Source organism: Ferriphaselus amnicola, assembly GCF_000974685.2.
GTDB classification, from domain to species: Bacteria; Pseudomonadota; Gammaproteobacteria; order Burkholderiales; family Gallionellaceae; genus Ferriphaselus; species Ferriphaselus amnicola.
Genome location: NZ_AP018738.1, coordinates 2302720 through 2321559 on the forward strand (window position 1 = coordinate 2302720; position 18840 = coordinate 2321559).

Below are 18840 nucleotides of genomic sequence, written 5' to 3' on the forward strand. Positions count from 1 at the left end.
TTGACGGGTTTGAAACGATGATCCTTCAGTTCAACTAGCCAAAACCCCATCCAACTCAAAGAAGCGGATCGTATTCCGACCTGAATCTTTGGCTGCATACATCGCATCATCAGCGCATTTCAAGATTGTGTCTTGCTTGGCTTCAGCGCCATTGAAAACTACGATGCCGATACTGGCTGTACAGTGATGCGTCACTATAGTATCTACCCCATGTTCATCCACCGCCTTGAGAACATAAGGTTCCGCCAACTTGGCGAGGATCTTCTCTGTGACGATTCGCGCGAGTGCTGTAGCGGCAACCTTGTCTTCACCCAGCTCACTTAGCATCACCACGAACTCATCCCCGCCGAATCGGGCGACTGTATCCATTTCCCGTACACAGATTTTTAATCGATTCGCCACTTCGATTAGCAGTGAATCCCCCACCGCATGCCCATGAGAGTCATTGAGTGGTTTAAAGTTGTCCAAATCAAGGAACATCAATGCGCCATAAGTACCACTTCGTTTGCTGACCGCTATTGTTTGGCTCAATCTATCATTCATTAGACGACGATTGGGCAGCTTGGTGAGTGCATCATAGAAAGCCAAAAGATGGATTTGCTCTTCGTGGCGCTTACGCTCAGTGACGTCACTGAAAAACGCCGCCATGCGATTCTTTCCTGTTTGAAACGCATGCACCTCGAAGACACTGTGGATCTTATCGCCATCATAAGAAAATTGTTCTGTTTCAAAACGAACCCCAGTGGAAGCAACACGCCGGTAGGCATCAAGTATTTGTGAATCTATCAGTGGAGGGAAAGCCTCCTCGATTGTTTTGCCGATGAACTGCTGATGATCTAATCCTAGGATACTCGTAGCTGCATTATTCGCACCCACAAAGATAAGACTATGGTCTGGCATCAACTCATAAAGATGTGCACCGAACGGAGCGTTTTCGACGATATCACGCATCTTTGATTCGCTTTCTCGCAACGCCTGTTCTGCTCGTATGCGTTCGGTGATGTCGATGAATGTCGCTATCGCACCGACTAACACGCCCTCTTTTACGATCGGATGAGACCAATATTCAACAGGGACTTGCGTACCATCTTTGCGCCAGAACACCTCATCCGCCACATTGATCTCTTCCTGCTTCTCATAGGCGCGATACATCTTGCATTCACTTGCCGGATACATACTGCCGTCCGCGCGATGGTGGTGTATCAATTCATGGATATGTTTGCCGATGACCTCGTCACGATTCTGATAACCCAATATGTGCAAGAACGCCTCATTCACGAAGATACAATTGCCATCTGTATCGACTTCATACATGCCTTCCGCCATCGTGTTGAGTAGGCTCTGAAAACCTTCTCTTGAGTCTCTTAAAGCTTCGGAAGTGACCAGCAGCTCACCTTTCTGTCGAGCCAAGGTATCCAGCATCTCATTTAGGTAATGAGCTAACACCCCCACCTCATCTTGAGACAAGATCTTTGCCCGTGCTTCCTCTTTACCTCGCGCAACCTCTGTTGCGACTTGCACCAAATGATTCAATCCATTAGTGAGTTTCCTCGACAACAGTAACGATATGGCAACCACCAAAAGCACTGCACTGATGGTGAAGTTTCGCCATGCGATTTTGATTGCCTCTATATTGGCATTCGCAGAATCCCTGCTCATCTCGACGCGCAACCATCCAACGTGCCGCTGACCTGCCATCACCGGATGAGCCACTGCGATGTAGTTCTTCTGGTCGGCGAGAACGATCTCCTCGCTCGACTTGGAGGCCAACAGATCAAGACTGATCTTGTCGCTCATGAAAAGACCAATCTCATCAGGATTGGTCGACGCAAGGACTTGCCCATGTGGATCCACAAAATAGGCGCGCTGAATATCTTGTGCCTCATTGAATCCCAGCAACACTTCCTGCAATCCGGCCAAATCGCCCGCCAGTGCCCAAGATTTCGTACTCACGGATATCTCATGGGAGATGGCCAAAGCGCGCTCATTCGTTACCCGGTAGATGAAATCTCGCTGCTGGTCTAGTTGCCAGTATCCGAAGCTCAACATCAGTAGCAGAGCGGATGATCCGAACCAGACCATCATCTGACGCCGGTTCGACCCTCGCAATAATGTGTCGCTGAACTTATCGAAGCTCATATATATCACCGCTCGATCGGGCGAACGACCTTGGAGAACCTCTCCAGATAATCTTCGACCGGTTTGTATGTCGCGTTGTTGGCTTTCTCGAATCTGGAGATAGGGAGCCGTTCCAACATATTTCTTCCCTCCGCACTCGTGTTTAATTCGAACAAGGCGACGGCGACCTTCTGCGTCATTTCAGGAGGTACATCCTTACGCACGACCCAAGCATTGTTGAGTAACGCTTCCGTTTGCCATTTGACTTCGAGTAGCGATGCCTTATCCGGATGTTCCTTGACGAAGGCTTTCCACGGCACCGGCCATGTCGCTCCGGCTGACACTTGGCCTAGATAGACGTTCATGATGGATGACTCTTGTGAGCCTACATACACGTTCTCGATGTCGCGATTCACATCTAATCCGTGCGTATGTAAGTAGTACTGCGGCATCATGGTGGCGGCCAAGGCAGTGATGGCGGGATAAGATACTTTCTTACCTTTAAGATCTGCAACAGAACGTATCCCGGCATCTTTACGCACGAGGATGATGCCCCGAAAGTCGGCGTCGTCCCCCATCTTGCCGAACACGGCATAGCCCGCTTTCATCGACCTGACGGTTTGATAGGGGTTCGGCATCGCAAAATCAAAATAGCCACTGTAGAGCTTCTTATCGAACTCCTCATAATTTCGAGAAGCCTCTAGATGGAAATGTGCATTGGGAATCTTGGCATTGAGGAGATCCACGATAGGACCATAGACCTCGAACAACTTTTGAGGATTGTGTAAGGGATGGATACCTACGATGAATTCCATCGATGGGGCACTGGATTCCTTGCTAAAAGTTGGCTGATAAACCGGTTCGTCCTGCTTGTCACAAGAGATGCTCAGCAGTACGACGATCAATAGCACTAGGCGCTTCCACTGTTCCATTTTATTTTTTACTCCTCGTTTGGATGCTACTCCGTTATTGATGCGTGCAAAAGGATTGGGCAGCGATAGACGAGGCGATTACTCAGTCTTGAATCGTCATTATTTGGAGGATGAAAAAACACTCACAGCTCATGCGTCGGCAATCGGCATGAATCAGATATTCTTGAGCGTTTGTGATCGAAGAATCACGCTGTTATGGGAAAGGCAGAACGTGTGTCTGATTCCAGATCGAACCGGGGTGGATCGAACTGAAGGACTAGCTCAGTCGGATCGCTTCGAATAGCACACCGCAGGGTGAACTAATGGCTGAACTATTGTCGAGCGTCCAATAGCGTAAATACAAGAACGGCTCTGATGGGTTAGAAAGCGACGGCCAAACATCAAAAACTCTTAGTTTTGAACGTCCGCTGTCAGGAGTGAAGCGGACTCCCTTTAGAATTTTCATGCAGCCTTCTCAGCTATTCCCCACCGTCTCTTATGGCCGAATTCCTGACCGTCACATCCTTGGCCTGAGCTGCCGCTGGCGTACTACCCAACCTAGGTCTGCTATGCGACTGACACCGGTCATCATTAGGGAAACTGCCGCCAGTTTGAAAGAGGTGTCACAACGACCATTTACACAAAATTTCTTACACCCTCGAACCGGCCAGCAGGCCTTCGAGTTAAAGCGGTGTGCCAGTTTTATGGCAGTTTTCTGCCAGTTTCCGTGCTAAAACATACATATTTCTGTACTGTCGATTTTCACAAAGTCTGTTCTGCCAGTTTTCTGCCAGTTTTGTGTAAGTTTCTGTGTTGAATTTACACATTTATGTGTAAGTAGATTTAATCAAGACCTCCAGCCATAAAGCTAACCACATCATCGTGTACCCGGTGATAGCTCCTGCCAAGCTGCTTGGCAATCTGATAGATATTCAAGTCTCCATTCGACGCAACAAGTAGGCGCAGGGTAGCGAGTTTTTTCTTTGGATAAAGAGCAATTTCCGGCACAACTCGAAATCCGATGTCGCCGACAACATACAGGCTCCATGCGCCATCCAAGATGGCTTTCTTATCCTCAAACAACCGGTCTTCCTTGCGAAAATCACCCCATTTTCGAATGAAATTTTCTTTCCCAAGGAGGTCGATAAAATTCCTTGGCTCCATAAAGTTCACGCTGGCTCGGATAAATTCTGGGTTCTTTAAGTCGATTTCGGCTTGCCATCGATTCAGGGTCATTTTTCCACGATCCCAGAAAGCCATTCGCTTGGCATTCTCCCAAGTTTCATTTCTATTCGGTTTTGTCATACTACGGAAAGTAGAATTAAGTCGATATACTCTGGTTTCAGTCAGATTTATTCTCGCAGCGATTCATATACTGGTTACGCTCGCCAAACTCTCTCTGTTTCAATTGAAGAAGATTCACTCGAAAAATAGTTACCGTAGTATTTTTTACCAATATTCGTGACTATCAGGAATTCGTCATTTTTCGTGGTTTTCCAAATTTCAGAAATGGCATTCATCTGAATCTGGTCTGAATGATTCATGCCACTCGGACTAATTACATATAGTTGAACGGTGGCAATGCGCTCTGACATTTCGGTCAGAAATTGCAAAGTCTGGCGAATGTCGGGAAACATGAACTGAAATTTCATCCCACTCCCGCAAGTTTCATACGCCACCCAGTAGTAGGGCTTATCCGAAGTTAACTCTAGCCAGCACCAACTTCGAATCCCTGGTGGCGCAAAATTTGGCGGGAGAGAGAGCTCTGCTGAATCTTCGGTGTGGAACATGGCTTATTGGGAATAATCAGGCTGGTATGTTGATTATATTCCGTGGACTGACAATCTCACAAGCATCATTCTTCGTTCATGGAATCTCATGACGACTTCGAAAGCCTCCTTCAGCAATTGGCCTATAGGATAAAAATCTTACGTCAGCAGGCTGGTCTGTCACAGGAGGGGCTGGCACTTGCCGCAGGAGTCGATCGCACCTATGTATCTCAATTGGAGAGGGGGATAGCAAACCCCTCCCTTCTAATTCTCCATCGGATATCAAAGGTTCTGAATACAGACGTACAGCTGTTACTAGAAAAGGCTGGAACTCATTAATTCACCTTGGATATTTCCCCAAAGGCTCTCCCTGCCCTCTTTGTAGTGCTGAACTATGTAGTTATGGCATTATTTGAATCGATCCACAGGCACGAAACTTAATCACCCGCAGCTTCAATAATAGCTGGAAGCTTCACTGAAACAACGAACGCAAATATCCGATCAAGGTTGCTCAATCCTTGTCATCGACAAATTCGAACAGCTCTCCAACCTGACAACCAAAAAGTTTGCAAAGTGCATCGATAGTTTCGATGTCCACACGACTGGCCGTTTCATCAAACAACAGCGTGATTGAATTTCGGTGCAGCCCAGTTGCCCGAGCCACATCAACAATTTTCATCTTTCGCTCGCCCATAATGCGAGACAAGTGACATTTAATCATTCTGCATGAATATTATTTACGTTAACTATACTTTTGCTATTGTGGAGTGATATTTTACATCGTATAATGTTACTCAGGATGACATTTAGATCCCTTGAAAGAATAAATGCATCTTAAAGTACACTTCATTCACTTAATCGGAGGCATTATGGCACATTGTCACGCAGTATCAGCTACCCAAATGGTCACACCAACCGAACTTCAGGAGCACGCTGAACAGCTCTCGCAAAAACAAATTAACCTTGCTGTAGGCCGGGACATCAAGCGACTCATTCGTAAGAAAAATCGCGAACGTGGCTGGTCGCTGAAAGAGCTCGCAGCAGAGCTGAATGTCAGCTTGATATATTTGCGGTCTTTGTCGAATGGGGCTCGATCCTTCAGATCGGTGAGCGAAGCTATACGTCACCGTCTGTGTATGTATTTGACCATTTCCAATCTCGAATTCCTCGTCCACACCGGAGAAATCTCAATTGACGAAGTGAAGTCAGTCGCGATGAAATACTGACTTGATGGGCACATTTACCCAATGGTAAATGTGCCCATATTGTTAATGCTTCCGATTGATATCGTCGAGTAAGCTGCGGGCGCTATCGAACTCGACTTCCTCAATCGTCATCCATAGCATCGTTGACAAAGGCCACTTGGTCTTCGCATTAGTTGCATGTTAGCAGAGCCGATCCATACTGCGCGCACACCCCACTAAGTGCGGCAAGAATCAAGGGGCCATCTGCAATGCGAACCCTCCTAAGGCAATCCCTACCGAGTCTCTATTTTTTTCAACGAGGCCACCAAACTTCGAACCACTGTTTGATGCTCTTCAGAAAGATCGGCAATGGCTCGCATCAAAGCGTAGTCCAGCATTGGAGCCACTTCCACTTGAGCAGCCACCCCGGACTCTGCTTGACCGCCAAATCGTAACCAATCGGCACTGACTTTCAGCAGTTGCGCTAATACGCGCAGCTTATCTTGGCTAGGTATCGCTTCAGCCATCAACCACTTTCTGACCCCATAAGAGGATATAGGATTGCCGGGATAGCGCCGATTGAATTCGCGCGCTAACGCGGCCGGGCTATCACTTCTTAGCCCAGCCTCCTCCAACGACTCTCGCAGACGTTTGCTGAACTCTTTGCGTTCTTTTATAGCTTCCATGTTCAAGAAACTAACAAGCCAGCCCATATCTATCAGTTTCTATTTTGATGGTGACTGTTTGTCACGTTTCTGGTATTTTTGCAAACCAGAAGTTTATTTACGTTCGCAACTAACCAACCGATATTCTCAATACAACTGAATCATGCGCCCTGACCTTCTATTCCTACTGTGCTTGTGGGTTGTCGTCATCTTCGCTGGCAAATATTTAATCGAGCATGCCAAGCGCAATGCCAAGGACAAACGTGAAATGAGGGAACGAACCGAACGAGATCGGCTTCGAAAAGAGCGCGCAAAAATAGGCAGAGGTGGACGGGTTCGGTAGCCAGCTCAGGGGCAACGAAGATACCCCGCCATCAGAGCCGCGCCATTCGGTCATCTGCTAGGCGGTACGAGTACCAGAATAGCGGGACATAAAATACCGGCCTAAACCAGCCGTGACCACTCCAGCAATCGCCGGCAATATCAAAAAGGCCAAGATACTGCCAACAACCGGGACCGCCTTCAATATTGTTACAGCCGCCCGACTCAAAGGAAGCACTGCCAAGGCTACGATGATCGCCACAATCATCCATTTCGCCGTATGTATCTTATCGAACCCGCCGTATGTTTTGGCCAACTCTGACAGCATCAAAAGTTGGACGACAATGATCGCAACTACGCCCAAGACTGGAATTGGTAAGAAACCAAGGCATAATGCCCAAAGTGAATACTTGCGGATAATTTTCAATACTAGGCTGTTTGAGTTGTTGGCAGTCATGGTTCAGGTTTTGCGTTTCAAAATGTCATGATTCGCTCCATACTACCGACGACTGAGCACCATCACTTTGAAATATTTTAAACTGTACATCTCAAAAAACTCGATCATGGAAAACGATGGCTCCACAACCATTGAGCTTGGAAAGGCTGCATGGCAAGAAGCTCATGAGCGCTGGAAAGAGGTGCCCTATGAGTTATTCACTGAGGTGACCATTTCCCTGCTGCCCGAACCACATCGAACTCAGGCGGCAATCAAGTGGGACAAGCTGAGCACTCCTAGATTCACTGGAGGCACACCAGTGCTCGCGACTACCGAAAATCGAAGAGCCAAAATCCTGATGTTTCCAATCACCCGCCGTAAACCTGAATATCAGCCATAGTTGGCGGGGGACTGTGACCTAATATAGGAATTGGAATAACTTTAGCAAAGCACTACCCGCAGCTGAAGAGATACTCCCCCGCTCACAACCTATCAATCCCCCTGCCACTTCGTGTGGTGCAAAATTCTTGATTTCCCTCAGACCGCAGTTTTCGCGCAAAAACTCACGATTGCTTTTAATACCCCTCCTCTGCCTTGCCAAAGATATGTCCGTTCCAGCGGCCAAGTCAGCGCCAACTACCGAAGAAGTTCCTGCACTTCTATGGAAAAGCCGAAGCTAGATTCTTTAACCCGTCCAATTCAGAAAGTGGAGTATGACTGCCAGTCACCACGCGACCGATGAACTATTGAATGGCAGCAATATGAACAGCAGAATTTACTGTGATCTGGCGGTTGCCTGCCATTTTCGGTCGCTTAATACCGATGCTGGTAAAGCTCATTCTTTGGCTATGGCGGGCGGCGGCAATTTGCTGAAAAGGCTGTCGGGGTTGTCTGCCAGAATGTCTGCTTTCAGCTTGTTGAACAATTGCGTATTGTTTGCGTAGGTGGGATGACCCAGTGTGCGCAAATCTGACTACCCAGGGCGATGGGTAAGTTACCCTTTCATGGAAACACGGTTCGGCGATATTTGCTGGGTAGTCTTAAGCGCGCAGTATGGATAGTTTAGTGCGCGCATCAACAGTCTTGGTAACCTAGCCGTTAACAACCTGCTGTGCTCTCAACGCCTCATACAACTGAGCCGGCCCAAGCAGTACATCTTTCAAACCGCTCCGCACCTTTTCCGAATCCAATGCCTGCTTGCTCAAGGTCGAATGCGCAGACAGTGCATCCATAATCGCACTCAGAATCGCATTGGACAGGTCGGGCGAATTGGCGAACTGTTCTTTGGTGTTGTTGTTAGCCTGCTGCACCAGAATCTCCGATTCGAGCAGCTTGCCCTTGAGGACGTGGTTCACGTAGATCAGCTTGTCGTCGTCCGTGAGTTCGCCTTCAAACAGCTCGTTCACCTTGGTGATGATCTCGGCCAGATAGACTTTCTCTTTCTGCTGCACCTCTCCGCTGCCCGTCTCGGACAGTGGCGACAGCTTGGGATATTCGCCATTCACCAGTGCCAAGTTGCGTTTTCCCTGGTCCTTCAGCTTGTGATGGGTCAACGTCACCTTCGAGAGATCGACACCCTCACGCTCACGCCCAAACTCCAGCAAGGGCAGCAGTCGCTTGAAGAAGATCGCCCGCTTCTCGATGGCTGTGTTGCCGTAGTCGAAGATTTGCGACAGGAAGGCATACACCCGCTGGAATGCGCCCAGATTACGCTTGAACAGCATCAGCGCATTCATCTCGTCCTGCGCCTCTTGTTCGGCCTTTGCATCCTTGTTGGCGACGGCGGCTTGGTGATTTGTCAGTGCCGCCCGGTAACGCTTGAGCAGACGATCTGCGACCGGCTCAATGGCTGCGGAAAGCTCAGCCTGTGATGCGTGCGGATTCATTTCCACGTTCACGACACGATCCACCTCGTTATCGTCGTAGTGGCCTTCGGCATCCAGCTTGGCTCGCAAGTCATACACCAGATTGGGGTCGGTCACACCGTCCAGCTCTGCTGTTTCGTAATAGGTCTTGAAAGCTGCCAGCACCTCGTTCGGGTCGTTTACGAAGTCGAGGATGTAGGTCGTATCCTTGCCCGGATAGGCGCGATTCAGGCGTGACAGGGTTTGCACCGCCTGTATGCCTGCCAGCCGCTTGTCCACGTACATGCCGCACAGCAACGGCTGGTCAAAGCCGGTCTGGAACTTGTTGGCGACCAGCAAAATTTGGTACTCATCCGTGGCGAAGGCTTCACGGATGTCGCGCCCGTTCAGGTTGGTGTTGAGCACCTTGCTGGTTTCGGTGAGCGGATCGGGATGTGATTCCTGATCGTTTACTTCGCCCGAGAATGCCACCAGCGTGCCGATTTTGTAGCCCTGTGACTTGATGTACTTGTCGATGGCGATCTGCCAGCGCACCGCCTCAAGTCGGCTACCGACTACCACCATTGCTTTGGCTTTACCTTCCAGCAGCGGCTGTACGCTGTCGCGGAAGTGTTCCACCACCACTTGCACCTTCTGGCTGATGTTGTAGGGATGCAGACGCACCCAGCGCATGATGCCTTTCATCGCCGTGCTGCGTTCCACTTCCTTTTCGTCCCACTCGTGTCCCTCGTTCGCGAGCTTGAACGCCAGCTTGTAGGGGGTGTAGTTTTTCAGCACGTCGAGGATGAAACCCTCCTCGATGGCCTGACGCATGGAATAAACATGGAACGGCGCGGGCAGATTCTCATCGCTGGCGGGTAAGGCCGGATTGGGGCGGCGACCGAATAGCTCCAGCGTCTTGGCCTTGGGCGTGGCGGTGAAGGCGACATAAGTGATGCCCGCGTCGTTCGACCTCGCGGCCATTTGCATCGCCAGCAAATCCTCTGTGCCCACCTCGCCACCGTCCGCCAATTCCTGCATTTCCTCGGCACTTAGCAACTGCTTGAGCTTGGAAGCTGCCGTGCCGGTCTGCGAGCTGTGCGCTTCATCGGCTATCACGGCAAAGCGTTTGCCTTGCGTGGCGGCGAGTTCCCGAACAGCCTGCAACGCGAACGGGAAGGTCTGGATGGTACACACCACGATCTTCTTCCCGCCGGACAATGCCTGCGCCAGTTCGCCGCTCTTGCTCTGGCTTTCGCCCTTGATGGTGGCGACGACACCAGCGGTACGCTCGAAGTCAAAAATGGCTTCCTGCAACTGCGTATCCAGCACCGTGCGATCCGACACCACAAGCACAGAGTCGAACAGTTTCTTGTGCTGGGCATCGTGCAGGTCGGCAAGGAAGTGCGCCGTCCATGCGATGGAATTGGTCTTGCCCGAACCAGCGGAATGCTGGATCAGGTACTTCTGCCCGGCCCCCTCACTGATTACCGCCGCCACCAGCTTCCGGGTCGCATCCAGTTGGTGATAGCGCGGGAAGATGATCGCCTTGATCTGCTTTTTGCTGTCGCGCTTGGCGACGATGTAACGCCCGATGATTTCCAGCCAGCTTTCCCGCGCCCAGACCTGCTCCCACAGATACGCGGTGCGGTGTCCGTTCGGATTGACTGGATTACCTGCTGCGCCGTGGTCGCCCAGATTGAAGGGCAGGAAAGTGGTTGCCGCACCCAGCAGGCGCGTAGTCATCATCGCTGCGCTGTTGCTCACCGCGAAATGCACCAACGCACCACGCGGGAAATCCAGCAGCGGCTCGGCGGCAGCTTGCCCCTTGGGTTTGGGGTGGCGGTCAAAACGGTATTGATCCACCGCATCGTCCACCGACTGCGTGAAGTGCGATTTCAGCTCCACCGTCGCAATCGGCAGGCCGTTCAGGAATAGCACCAGATCAATCGCGTTCTCGTTGAACAGCGAATAGCGCACCTGACGCACCACACGCAGCCGATTGGCGGCGTATTTGGCTTGCAACTCCGAGTTCATCGCCAGCGCGGGTTTGAACTGGGCAAGTTGCAAGGGCTGGCGCAAGCCCAGCAACTCGATGCCATGCCGCAATACATCCAGCGTGCCCCGGTCATCCAGTTGCTTGCGGATACGATCCAGCAACACGGTTTCGGTAGCGGCTCCGTGACTCTTGCTCAATGACTCCCATGCCTTGGGTTGGGTGGCCTGCACCCAAGCGATCACATCGGCGGGGAATACAGCACGGGCGCGGTCATAGGCTGTAAAGTCCCCTTCTGCATACAGCCAGTCATGTGCTGCCAGATGCTCGCAGATGTCGTTCTCGAATTCGATTTCCTTGTGCAAGCCTGTCATAGTTCACTTTCAATCAAAGAGACGTGCCAACGATCTGGCAAGCCAACCGACGCCCCACAAATCGCGCCTATTCATGCTGCAAGCAACAAAATAATTGCGCATCGCAAAGAACAACCTAACCAACCCTAACGCAATACCGATCCATTGCAGCCAGTGCATACGACGGCCAAACAGCACCTCCACCATCGGCTTGAACATATTGCCCTGTAGCTCATCCAGCTTCGATTGCAACCAAAAAGGCAACGCCCAATAAAACAGAATGAACAGCACCAAACCGAGTATCGCGGCACCCCACCAAGGCAGCACATTCGCAACCTCTATCGTATCGCGCACCACGCCGCTTGCAGCGCTACGCCTTTGGTAGCGCCTCGCCATCAGACTGCCTGCCGCACATCAATCTTGCCGGTGACGGCGGCGGAAATCAGCGCGCTGCGGCGCTCTTGCAATAGTGCGATGGCGCGGTTGGATTCGGCGGTGAGGGTGTCGAATTTGGCGGTTTCGGTGTCGAGGAAAGCAAGAATTATTTTTTGCTCATCTATCTGTGGAAGCAAGAAGACCAACTGATTCATTGCGCTAAGAGAAAGTGCAGGTTGCGCGCTTCCATTATTAAGAAGATCAATTTCACCGCTTGCCTTCAAGATATATAACTGCCAATAGGCCCATAATGTTGTACAGACTGTTTCATCAACAGTCAGCTTCATCGAGTTTCCAGAAACCACTGCTGGTTTGTCGATGGAAGGCAGAACAGATGCCTTGCCAAATTGCGCGCCAATCTTGGCAATCACAATATCCCCAGCTTTTGTCTCACTACGCCTAATGCTTTCGAAGTGCTCACTTGAAATTGTCTTCAATTCAGACGGCTCAAGTTTTCCTTGTGTAGCGAAGTTGCTTTCAATGACGTATACATCGCCATCGTCAATGAAATGCACACTTTTTAGGTTGCTTCCAAATGGGCCATCAACAAACGCATTGGGCGTTAGCGCCTTAATATGTTTCAGCCTCATCACATCCCAATGCTCCGGCACTTCGCCTAGCCATTCGATGCCGGAATCTTTCATCTTGGCCTTAGGGTTCAGCCCCTTGGTGACGGCGTGCGAAATCACCGCCTGCCGCTTTTCCGCCAGCACCACCACCAGTCGCTGCTGCTCGGCAATCAATGCATCGATCTTCCCCGTCTCGCGGTCGAGGAAGGCGGCGATGGCTTGTTGTTCGTCTGGCGGAGGTAGCAGCGTAGGTAAGCGCTTGAGATCCGAGAACTTCATGGACTGACGCAATCCACCGCCCATCGAGTAAAACACTTTCGTCACATCGTAGGCGCGAAGCAAATGACACAGATAACGTGACTCAATTTTGGTTGGTTTCGCAGCGACATAGGCAAAAGTAATGATTCCTGTTTCTTCGACGATTGCAGTGCGCAGACTGCGCTTGTCGTTCTGAAGGTCGGTCAGTCTGAAAACAATGTCGCCCGGTCTGACTATTTGATAGGTTTCAAATGATTCTGGGAGCAGGCCATCATTCGAGCTGATGTCCTTCTGAACAATGCGTCCATAGCTAAGAGACAAGAGATTATCTTCCTGCATTCCGACATTTGATTCTTCACGCTCAGTGGCAACACTATAAAAGGGTGCAATACCCCAATGCTCCGGCACCTCACCCAGCCATTCCACACCGCTGTCCTTGTATTCCGAATAACGCGGCAAACTCATTCTTTTTCACCTTCGATGCGTTTGATCTCGCGATCAAAGTCGGACTCAAACAATCTGTCCTGCACGATGCGGTATTTCTCGAATTCGCTTTCCGCGAAGTCTTTGGCGATCTGCGCCGTGACTTTGCCGCTGTCTTGCAGAATTTCGCGTTCGGTGAGCTCCAGAAATTTGTCCAAGCGGATTGCCCAGTCTTCCATCGTCATAGGGATTTTGCGCAACGCTCTTTCTTCAGCCAGTTCCAGATAGGCGTTGACGATGCGCCCCAATGATTCCAGCTCTTCTTTATTCAAATAGTTCTTGGCGATGACGACATCGTTTTTGATGATCTTGCCGAGCGGGGCGTTTTCCCATGAGGTCAGGCCCATGTGCTCTTTGTTGCTGTCGGCCCGCTTCACGACCAGCTCGGCGGCGGTGTGGCCATGTATGGCGAAGTGCAGTTTGTTTTGCACTTTGGCAAAAAAGTCGCGAGTGGTGGGGGCGTCTTTGTTGTAGTCCACGCTGGTCGCATAGATGTCGGTGATCTTCTGGTAAAACTTGCGCTCGCTGAGGCGGATCTCGCGGATTTCCGCCAGCAGGCGCTCGAAGTAGTCCTCGCCCAGAAAAGCGCCATTCTCCATACGTTTTTTGTCCAGCACGTAGCCCTTGATGGCGAACTCGCGCAGCACCTGCGTGGCCCACTGGCGAAATTGGGTGGCTCGTACGGAGTTGACGCGGTAGCCGACGGAGATGATGGCATCGAGGTTGTAGAAATCTATGTTGCGCTCAACCTCGCGACTGCCCTCGGTTTGAACTGTTCGGAATTTCCGAATAGTTGCCTCGCGGGTGACTTCCCCCTGCTCAAAGACATTCTTCAGGTGTTCGTTAATCGTAGGCACACTGACATCGAATAGCGCTGCCATCAGCTTTTGCGTCAGCCAGACATTCTCATCTTCGTAGCGCGCTTCGATGCTCTGCTCGCCGCTTTGTCCGGTGAAGATCAAAAACTCTGCCGTGCTGTTACGGATTTGGAGTTTTTTTTCGGTGTTCATGCCGACAACCCCGCAATCATCGTCAAAATCCGATCCGTGCATTGCTTCAGTTCTGCATCAATCTCGGCCAGCGGGCGCGGCGGCTGGAACACGTAGAAGTGGCGGTTGAACGGGATTTCGTAGCCCACCTTGGTCTTGTCGTGGTCAATCCACGCATCCGGGGCGTGGGGTAGCACTTCGCGTTTGAAGTAGCTTTCCACATCCTCATTCAGCGGGACGTTTTCGGTGTCGCGCAGGCTGGAATCAGGCTGCGGCTTGCCCTTCTGTTTTCCCTTTGTTCCCAGCACGATCTTGCCTTGCTCATCGCGCAGCGGGCGTTCGACGGTGATGGTGCGATAGCCAAAATCCTGATTCTTGAAGATGCGGCTGATCGGTTTTCCATCTTGCTCGGCCTCAACGAACTCGCCAAACAAGCGGGTGATCTCGTTGATATGCGCGTCCGACAGTTCCTTGCGCTTGCTGCCCAGACTCTTACGCATCTTCTGCCAGAAACCACTGGCGTCGATCAGTTGCACGTTGCCTTTGCGCGCTTCCGGCTTGCGGTTGGAGAGTATCCAGACGTAGGTGCTGATGCCGGTGTTGTAGAACATGTCGGTGGGCAGGCCGATGATAGCCTCGACCAGATCGTTTTCCAGCACGTAACGGCGGATTTCGCTTTCGCCTGAACCTGCGCCGCCAGTGAATAGCGGTGAGCCATTCAGCACAATACCGAAACGGCTACCGCCTTCTGCCGCAGGGCGCATCTTGCTGACCAGATGCAGCAGGAACAGCAGCGAGCCGTCCGACACACGCGGCAGGCCGGGGCCGAAGCGACCGTTGAATCCTTGTTGCTCGTGTTCCTTGCGGATTTCCTTCTCGACCTTTTTCCACTCCACGCCAAACGGCGGATTGGACAGCATGTAGTCGAATTTCTTGTGCAGGTGGCCGTCATCCGACAGCGTGTTGCCCGGCATGATGTTGGCGACATCCTGCCCTTTGATGAGCATGTCGGCCTTGCAGATGGCATAGGACTCATCGTTGAGTTCCTGACCGAACATGGTGAGACGGGCTTGAGGGTTATGCTCTTCCAGATATTCGCCCGCGATGGACAGCATTCCGCCCGTGCCTGCGGTCGGGTCATAAATGGTACGCACCACGCCCGGCTTGGACAGCACATCATCATCTTCGATGAACAGCAGATTAACCATCAGACGGATAACTTCACGCGGGGTGAAGTGCTCCCCGGCAGTCTCGTTGGATATTTCGGCAAACTTGCGGATCAGCTCCTCGAACACCAACCCCATCTGGCTGTTGCTGACCGATTCGGGATGCAGGTCAATCTGCGCAAATTTCTCGGTGACCTGATACAGCAACCCAGCTTTGCCCAAACGCTCAACCTGAGTATGAAAATCGAACCGCTCGAAGATGTCGCGCACGGCGGGCGAAAAGGCTTGCACGTAGCTGTAGAGGTTTTCGCGGATGTGATCCTGATCGCCCATCAGCTTCTTCATGTCCAGCGGCGAGGTGTTGTAGAAGCTCTGTCCCGCTTTGCGTAACAGGAAGGGCTCCGGATTCAGCCCGGCTTGCTGCCGGGATTCAAGTTCTGCCAGCACCGCCGTCTTGGTGGTTTCCAGCACACAGTCCAGACGGCGCAGCACGGTAAACGGCAAGATCACCTTGCCATATTCGGATTGCTTATAGTCGCCACGCAGCAGGTCGGCGACAGACCAAATGAAAGATGAAAGGGATTGGTGGTTCATTGGTTCTTGTCGTTATATTTTCCGGACGCATTCTGCGTGGATTGGGCAGGCAAGGCAATATGCCAAAGGATATAGAGGTCTCAATTAGCAATAGTGTCGAAGTAGATGAAGCTGTGCCTTAGCGCGGATTCGATTTTCGCTAGCGACGCCTAGGGAGCCATCCACCACTATCGAGGTGGATGGGCAAGTGCGTCCAGCACGCAGCCCATGAGATACGTCTGCCCCAGCAGACATATCTCATGGCAGGGGGAGCCGACAACGGATGAGGACGCGATCAGCGGCCGAAAACGAGCCCAAGCGAGTGGTCGTTGTTGGGGGACGCAGTCCCGCCGCCAGAGCGAAGCGCGGCTCCCCTCTGGGAGAGGTCGGTCGTCCAGACCGATGGGGCGGCAGCACCACAAGCCGGGAATGTCGAAGACAGCTCGCGGCGCAGCCCTCGCAGAGGGGAGCCGCGCTTTGCGCGGGCGGCCCCGAGGCTGGATTCATCCAGCCGCTGGAGTCGGCACGACGAAAGGCAAGTAAAGAACTGCATATGCGGCGTCCAGCCGCATAAACACTGGGAAATCGCCCCTAGGCGATCGACCGCAGGGAGCCAGTGTGGTGCAGATTTTTGCGCGCAGGCCAGAGCGTCTTTCCTGGCCGAAGTATCACCATGCTCTGATTGTTCGTCTGATTACAGCGCTCAGAGACGTAATCAGGCTCAGAATCAGAGCCCCACCACAATGGTTTATCCAAGAAAAACCTCACGATATTCCTGCGCAAAATCTTCTTTTCTCGTGTGAGGCATCTCTATATTTTCGCTCTAATTTATTAGCTCATCTATTTGTTTTATTTGTATTTTTTTCTTGCATAAAAATGTCATGACTGCTGAAATATGTTCAACAAGGCAGATTTCTCCAATCAACTGCTGCAAGGGGGATTAGCCAGAACAACGAATCGGAGGCAGGGAAATGGAAAACTCACATGATGAAACAATGGCCCACGAGGTAAGTGCAGCTGATGCTGAAAAATCCGCAGCCCGGCTGCAGCAGTTGGCCAATGCTAGAGAGGCATTGAAATCCTCTGGCAAAAGCCCCAATGAATTATCAATGGCCTCAAGAAATTTGGTGCTCAACTGGATTTATCGATGGGGTTACTCCACCGCGACAGTCATCCAGCAACTTTTGAACCGCACATCCGCTGGTTATGCTTCAAGACTGTCCAAGCAGGGGTGGCTTATTGCAACCCCGACGAAAAGCGGTCACCCGAAAGCGTATTTCACGCTCTCCGCATCTGGTCTGGCCGAGGCTGAGCGGCAGGCAAGCGAGCTACTTCGGTACCCGGAGATTGACCCGTACCGGGTCAATCAGTCAAACATTCGTCATAACCTGATTGCCCAAGTCGCCACGCTGAACGCGATCAATGCGGGTCTGGCGAAGGGCTATCAAACGGAACGAATGCTGATATCAACTGATACCCAACCACTCCAGAAGCTACCGGATGTAGTACTTCATTTGTCCTCTGGTCTTCGGCTCGCGATAGAGGTCGAACTGAGCGCAAAGTGGGAGCGTGATCTTGACCAATTCGTTTTGGGCATTATTCAATCCCTTAAAATCGAAGACGGAATTCCACCAGCATTTGATCGGTTTGCGATTGTCAGCGACTCACAGGCAATCTTGAGCCGTTATTCTGCAGCGATGCAGCCTGAGGCCACCCTCAAAGAATGGCAGAAGAATTCCAGAAATCACTGGGAATCCATCAAATCAGAGACCATCCCGGATTGGCTTATTCGGAAGGTCGACTTCCATCTCTTCTCTCGCTCAGGAGACTCTAATGGCTCCTCTGATTAGTCTTCTGATTGCGTCTCTCTTCGTATCTGGGTGTTCGTATCTCGATGAATACAAGAACAAGAGGGATGCCGAGCTGCAGATTTTCCAAGCAACGCACCGGGATTGGAAGAGTAATGGAATCCCTACCAGAGAACTGATACACGCACACGAACTGTGCAGGAGTTTCAACTCAATTTCGGACTGTGCGCTGGTTACCGAACAGTTGACTGATATCGTCGTGTCAATTTCCAGTTGCCGTGTCGACCAGCGAAGCACGATGTGTAAAGCGGTTGTAGCACTTGCATCAAAGGACTCCATTGCCCGTCAGCTCAAGACCCTGCCGCCGACTCGGCTTCCCCAAACCCCCTTCTACTGGTCGATGCCCACCAACACCCTTGAAGTATATGCTGCGCAATATGGGTATCGCACCGAGGCCGCACGATGGTGGTGGGCGCGCTGGTTCCACCTTGCCCTTCCCTGCCTTGCTGCCATCGGGGTGCTCGCTCTAGTTATACTCATTAAGTGGTTGAAATCAGACGAGCAGACGATAGTGATTATGGAAGAGCCAAGGACACAAGAGACCAGCCCATCGTACAACTTGTCGCAGCAACCAGCTACCGCACCACTCACCAACGAATGCGATCAGCCCGAAGATGAGTATGCGATTGTTAACTACCCAGTTTTACTCCCAGTGGAGCAGGGCCAAAACAATCCGCCTCTTTCCCAAGAAACCGGACAAAATGTATCAGGCGACAATGAGCAGGTACCCCCCCTCGCCTCCCCTGATCAAGATGCTGAAGTGAAACAACTTCTGAAGGCAGCATTTTCCTCCGGTCCCACGAAAAAGCGGAAAAAGTAGGATGACACTCCCTCTTGCCCACCACCGGGGTATTAATAGTCTATTTTGGGCAGGGCAAGAGGAGGGGTGCCAAAACCTGCAC

Annotated in this window: 18 protein-coding genes; 6 read left to right on the forward strand and 12 right to left on the reverse strand. The window is 51.4% G+C overall.

Annotated elements, in window-relative coordinates; all coding sequences use genetic code 11:
- Positions 1-30: 30 nt before the first annotated feature.
- The 4 genes from OYT1_RS11475 to OYT1_RS11490 all read right to left on the reverse strand — a co-directional run bounded on the left by OYT1_RS11475 (position 31) and on the right by OYT1_RS11490 (position 4819).
- A complete protein-coding gene (locus OYT1_RS11475; RefSeq protein WP_084611984.1) occupies positions 31-2139 on the reverse strand; it encodes a diguanylate cyclase domain-containing protein in 2109 nt (702 codons plus the stop codon).
- 5 nt (positions 2140-2144) lie between these two features.
- The gene (locus tag OYT1_RS11480) at positions 2145-3050 is read right to left on the reverse strand and encodes a phosphate/phosphite/phosphonate ABC transporter substrate-binding protein (RefSeq protein ID WP_062626693.1); all 906 of its coding nucleotides are present in this window, start codon (positions 3048-3050) and stop codon (positions 2145-2147) included.
- 822 nt (positions 3051-3872) lie between these two features.
- Positions 3873-4289: a hypothetical protein gene (locus OYT1_RS11485; protein ID WP_062626692.1), complete on the reverse strand. Its 417-nt coding sequence runs from the start codon at positions 4287-4289 to the stop codon at positions 3873-3875.
- A 119-nt stretch (positions 4290-4408) separates the two neighbouring features.
- On the reverse strand, positions 4409-4819 hold the full coding sequence (locus tag OYT1_RS11490) for a hypothetical protein (RefSeq protein WP_145983710.1): 411 nt from the start codon (positions 4817-4819) through the stop codon (positions 4409-4411).
- Positions 4820-4897: 78 nt separating this feature from the next.
- On the opposite strand from OYT1_RS11490, the gene OYT1_RS14110 reads away from it, so the two are divergent.
- Positions 4898-5137, forward strand: a complete 240-nt coding sequence (locus OYT1_RS14110) for a helix-turn-helix domain-containing protein (protein WP_062626690.1) — start codon at positions 4898-4900, stop codon at positions 5135-5137.
- A gap of 172 nt (positions 5138-5309) precedes the next feature.
- Here the strand turns inward: OYT1_RS14110 and OYT1_RS11500 are convergent, their stop codons facing one another.
- Positions 5310-5477 (reverse strand): helix-turn-helix domain-containing protein, encoded by a 168-nt coding sequence (locus OYT1_RS11500; protein ID WP_197714085.1) that lies wholly within the window; start codon positions 5475-5477, stop codon positions 5310-5312.
- Positions 5478-5625: 148 nt separating this feature from the next.
- Here OYT1_RS11500 and OYT1_RS11505 point away from each other — a divergent pair, with 148 nt between their 5' ends.
- On the forward strand, positions 5626-6024 hold the full coding sequence (locus OYT1_RS11505; RefSeq protein ID WP_062626688.1) for a helix-turn-helix domain-containing protein: 399 nt from the start codon (positions 5626-5628) through the stop codon (positions 6022-6024).
- A 251-nt stretch (positions 6025-6275) separates the two neighbouring features.
- On the opposite strand, the gene OYT1_RS11510 is transcribed toward OYT1_RS11505, so the two are convergent.
- Together OYT1_RS11510 and OYT1_RS11515 are read right to left on the reverse strand one after the other, a co-directional pair.
- Positions 6276-6695 carry a transcriptional regulator gene (locus OYT1_RS11510; RefSeq protein ID WP_062626687.1) on the reverse strand — a complete coding sequence of 140 codons (420 nt, stop codon included), beginning with the start codon at positions 6693-6695 and terminating at the stop codon, positions 6276-6278.
- A gap of 352 nt (positions 6696-7047) precedes the next feature.
- The gene (locus OYT1_RS11515; protein WP_062626686.1) at positions 7048-7425 is read right to left on the reverse strand and encodes a hypothetical protein; all 378 of its coding nucleotides are present in this window, start codon (positions 7423-7425) and stop codon (positions 7048-7050) included.
- Positions 7426-7531: 106 nt separating this feature from the next.
- Here OYT1_RS11515 and OYT1_RS11520 point away from each other — a divergent pair, with 106 nt between their 5' ends.
- Entirely contained in the window at positions 7532-7804 is a 273-nt protein-coding gene (locus OYT1_RS11520; protein WP_062626685.1) for a hypothetical protein, read from the forward strand.
- 313 nt (positions 7805-8117) lie between these two features.
- Complete coding sequence (locus OYT1_RS13725) at positions 8118-8348, forward strand: hypothetical protein (protein ID WP_172588555.1); 231 nt, start codon at positions 8118-8120, stop codon at positions 8346-8348.
- 147 nt (positions 8349-8495) lie between these two features.
- Here OYT1_RS13725 and OYT1_RS11525 read toward each other — a convergent pair whose 3' ends face one another.
- The 5 genes from OYT1_RS11525 to OYT1_RS11545 are packed head-to-tail and all read right to left on the reverse strand — an operon-like array spanning position 8496 to position 16091.
- Positions 8496-11618: a type I restriction endonuclease subunit R gene (locus tag OYT1_RS11525; RefSeq protein ID WP_062626684.1), complete on the reverse strand. Its 3123-nt coding sequence runs from the start codon at positions 11616-11618 to the stop codon at positions 8496-8498.
- A 9-nt stretch (positions 11619-11627) separates the two neighbouring features.
- The gene (locus tag OYT1_RS11530) at positions 11628-11993 is read right to left on the reverse strand and encodes a hypothetical protein (protein ID WP_062626683.1); all 366 of its coding nucleotides are present in this window, start codon (positions 11991-11993) and stop codon (positions 11628-11630) included.
- A complete protein-coding gene (locus OYT1_RS11535) occupies positions 11993-13324 on the reverse strand; it encodes a restriction endonuclease subunit S (RefSeq protein ID WP_084611983.1) in 1332 nt (443 codons plus the stop codon). The genes OYT1_RS11530 and OYT1_RS11535 overlap by 1 nt, the downstream gene beginning before the upstream one ends.
- The gene (locus tag OYT1_RS11540) at positions 13321-14352 is read right to left on the reverse strand and encodes a virulence RhuM family protein (protein ID WP_062626682.1); all 1032 of its coding nucleotides are present in this window, start codon (positions 14350-14352) and stop codon (positions 13321-13323) included. The genes OYT1_RS11535 and OYT1_RS11540 overlap by 4 nt, the downstream gene beginning before the upstream one ends.
- Positions 14349-16091, reverse strand: coding sequence for a type I restriction-modification system subunit M (locus OYT1_RS11545; protein WP_062626681.1), 1743 nt, complete (start codon positions 16089-16091; stop codon positions 14349-14351). Before OYT1_RS11545 ends, OYT1_RS11540 begins: the two co-directional genes overlap by 4 nt.
- A 950-nt stretch (positions 16092-17041) precedes the next feature.
- Here OYT1_RS11545 and OYT1_RS11550 point away from each other — a divergent pair.
- Together OYT1_RS11550 and OYT1_RS11555 are read left to right on the forward strand one after the other, a co-directional pair.
- Complete coding sequence (locus OYT1_RS11550; protein WP_145983711.1) at positions 17042-17920, forward strand: hypothetical protein; 879 nt, start codon at positions 17042-17044, stop codon at positions 17918-17920.
- Positions 17904-18758 (forward strand): hypothetical protein, encoded by an 855-nt coding sequence (locus OYT1_RS11555; RefSeq protein ID WP_062626679.1) that lies wholly within the window; start codon positions 17904-17906, stop codon positions 18756-18758. The genes OYT1_RS11550 and OYT1_RS11555 overlap by 17 nt, the downstream gene beginning before the upstream one ends.
- The last annotated feature ends 82 nt before the right edge of the window (positions 18759-18840 follow it).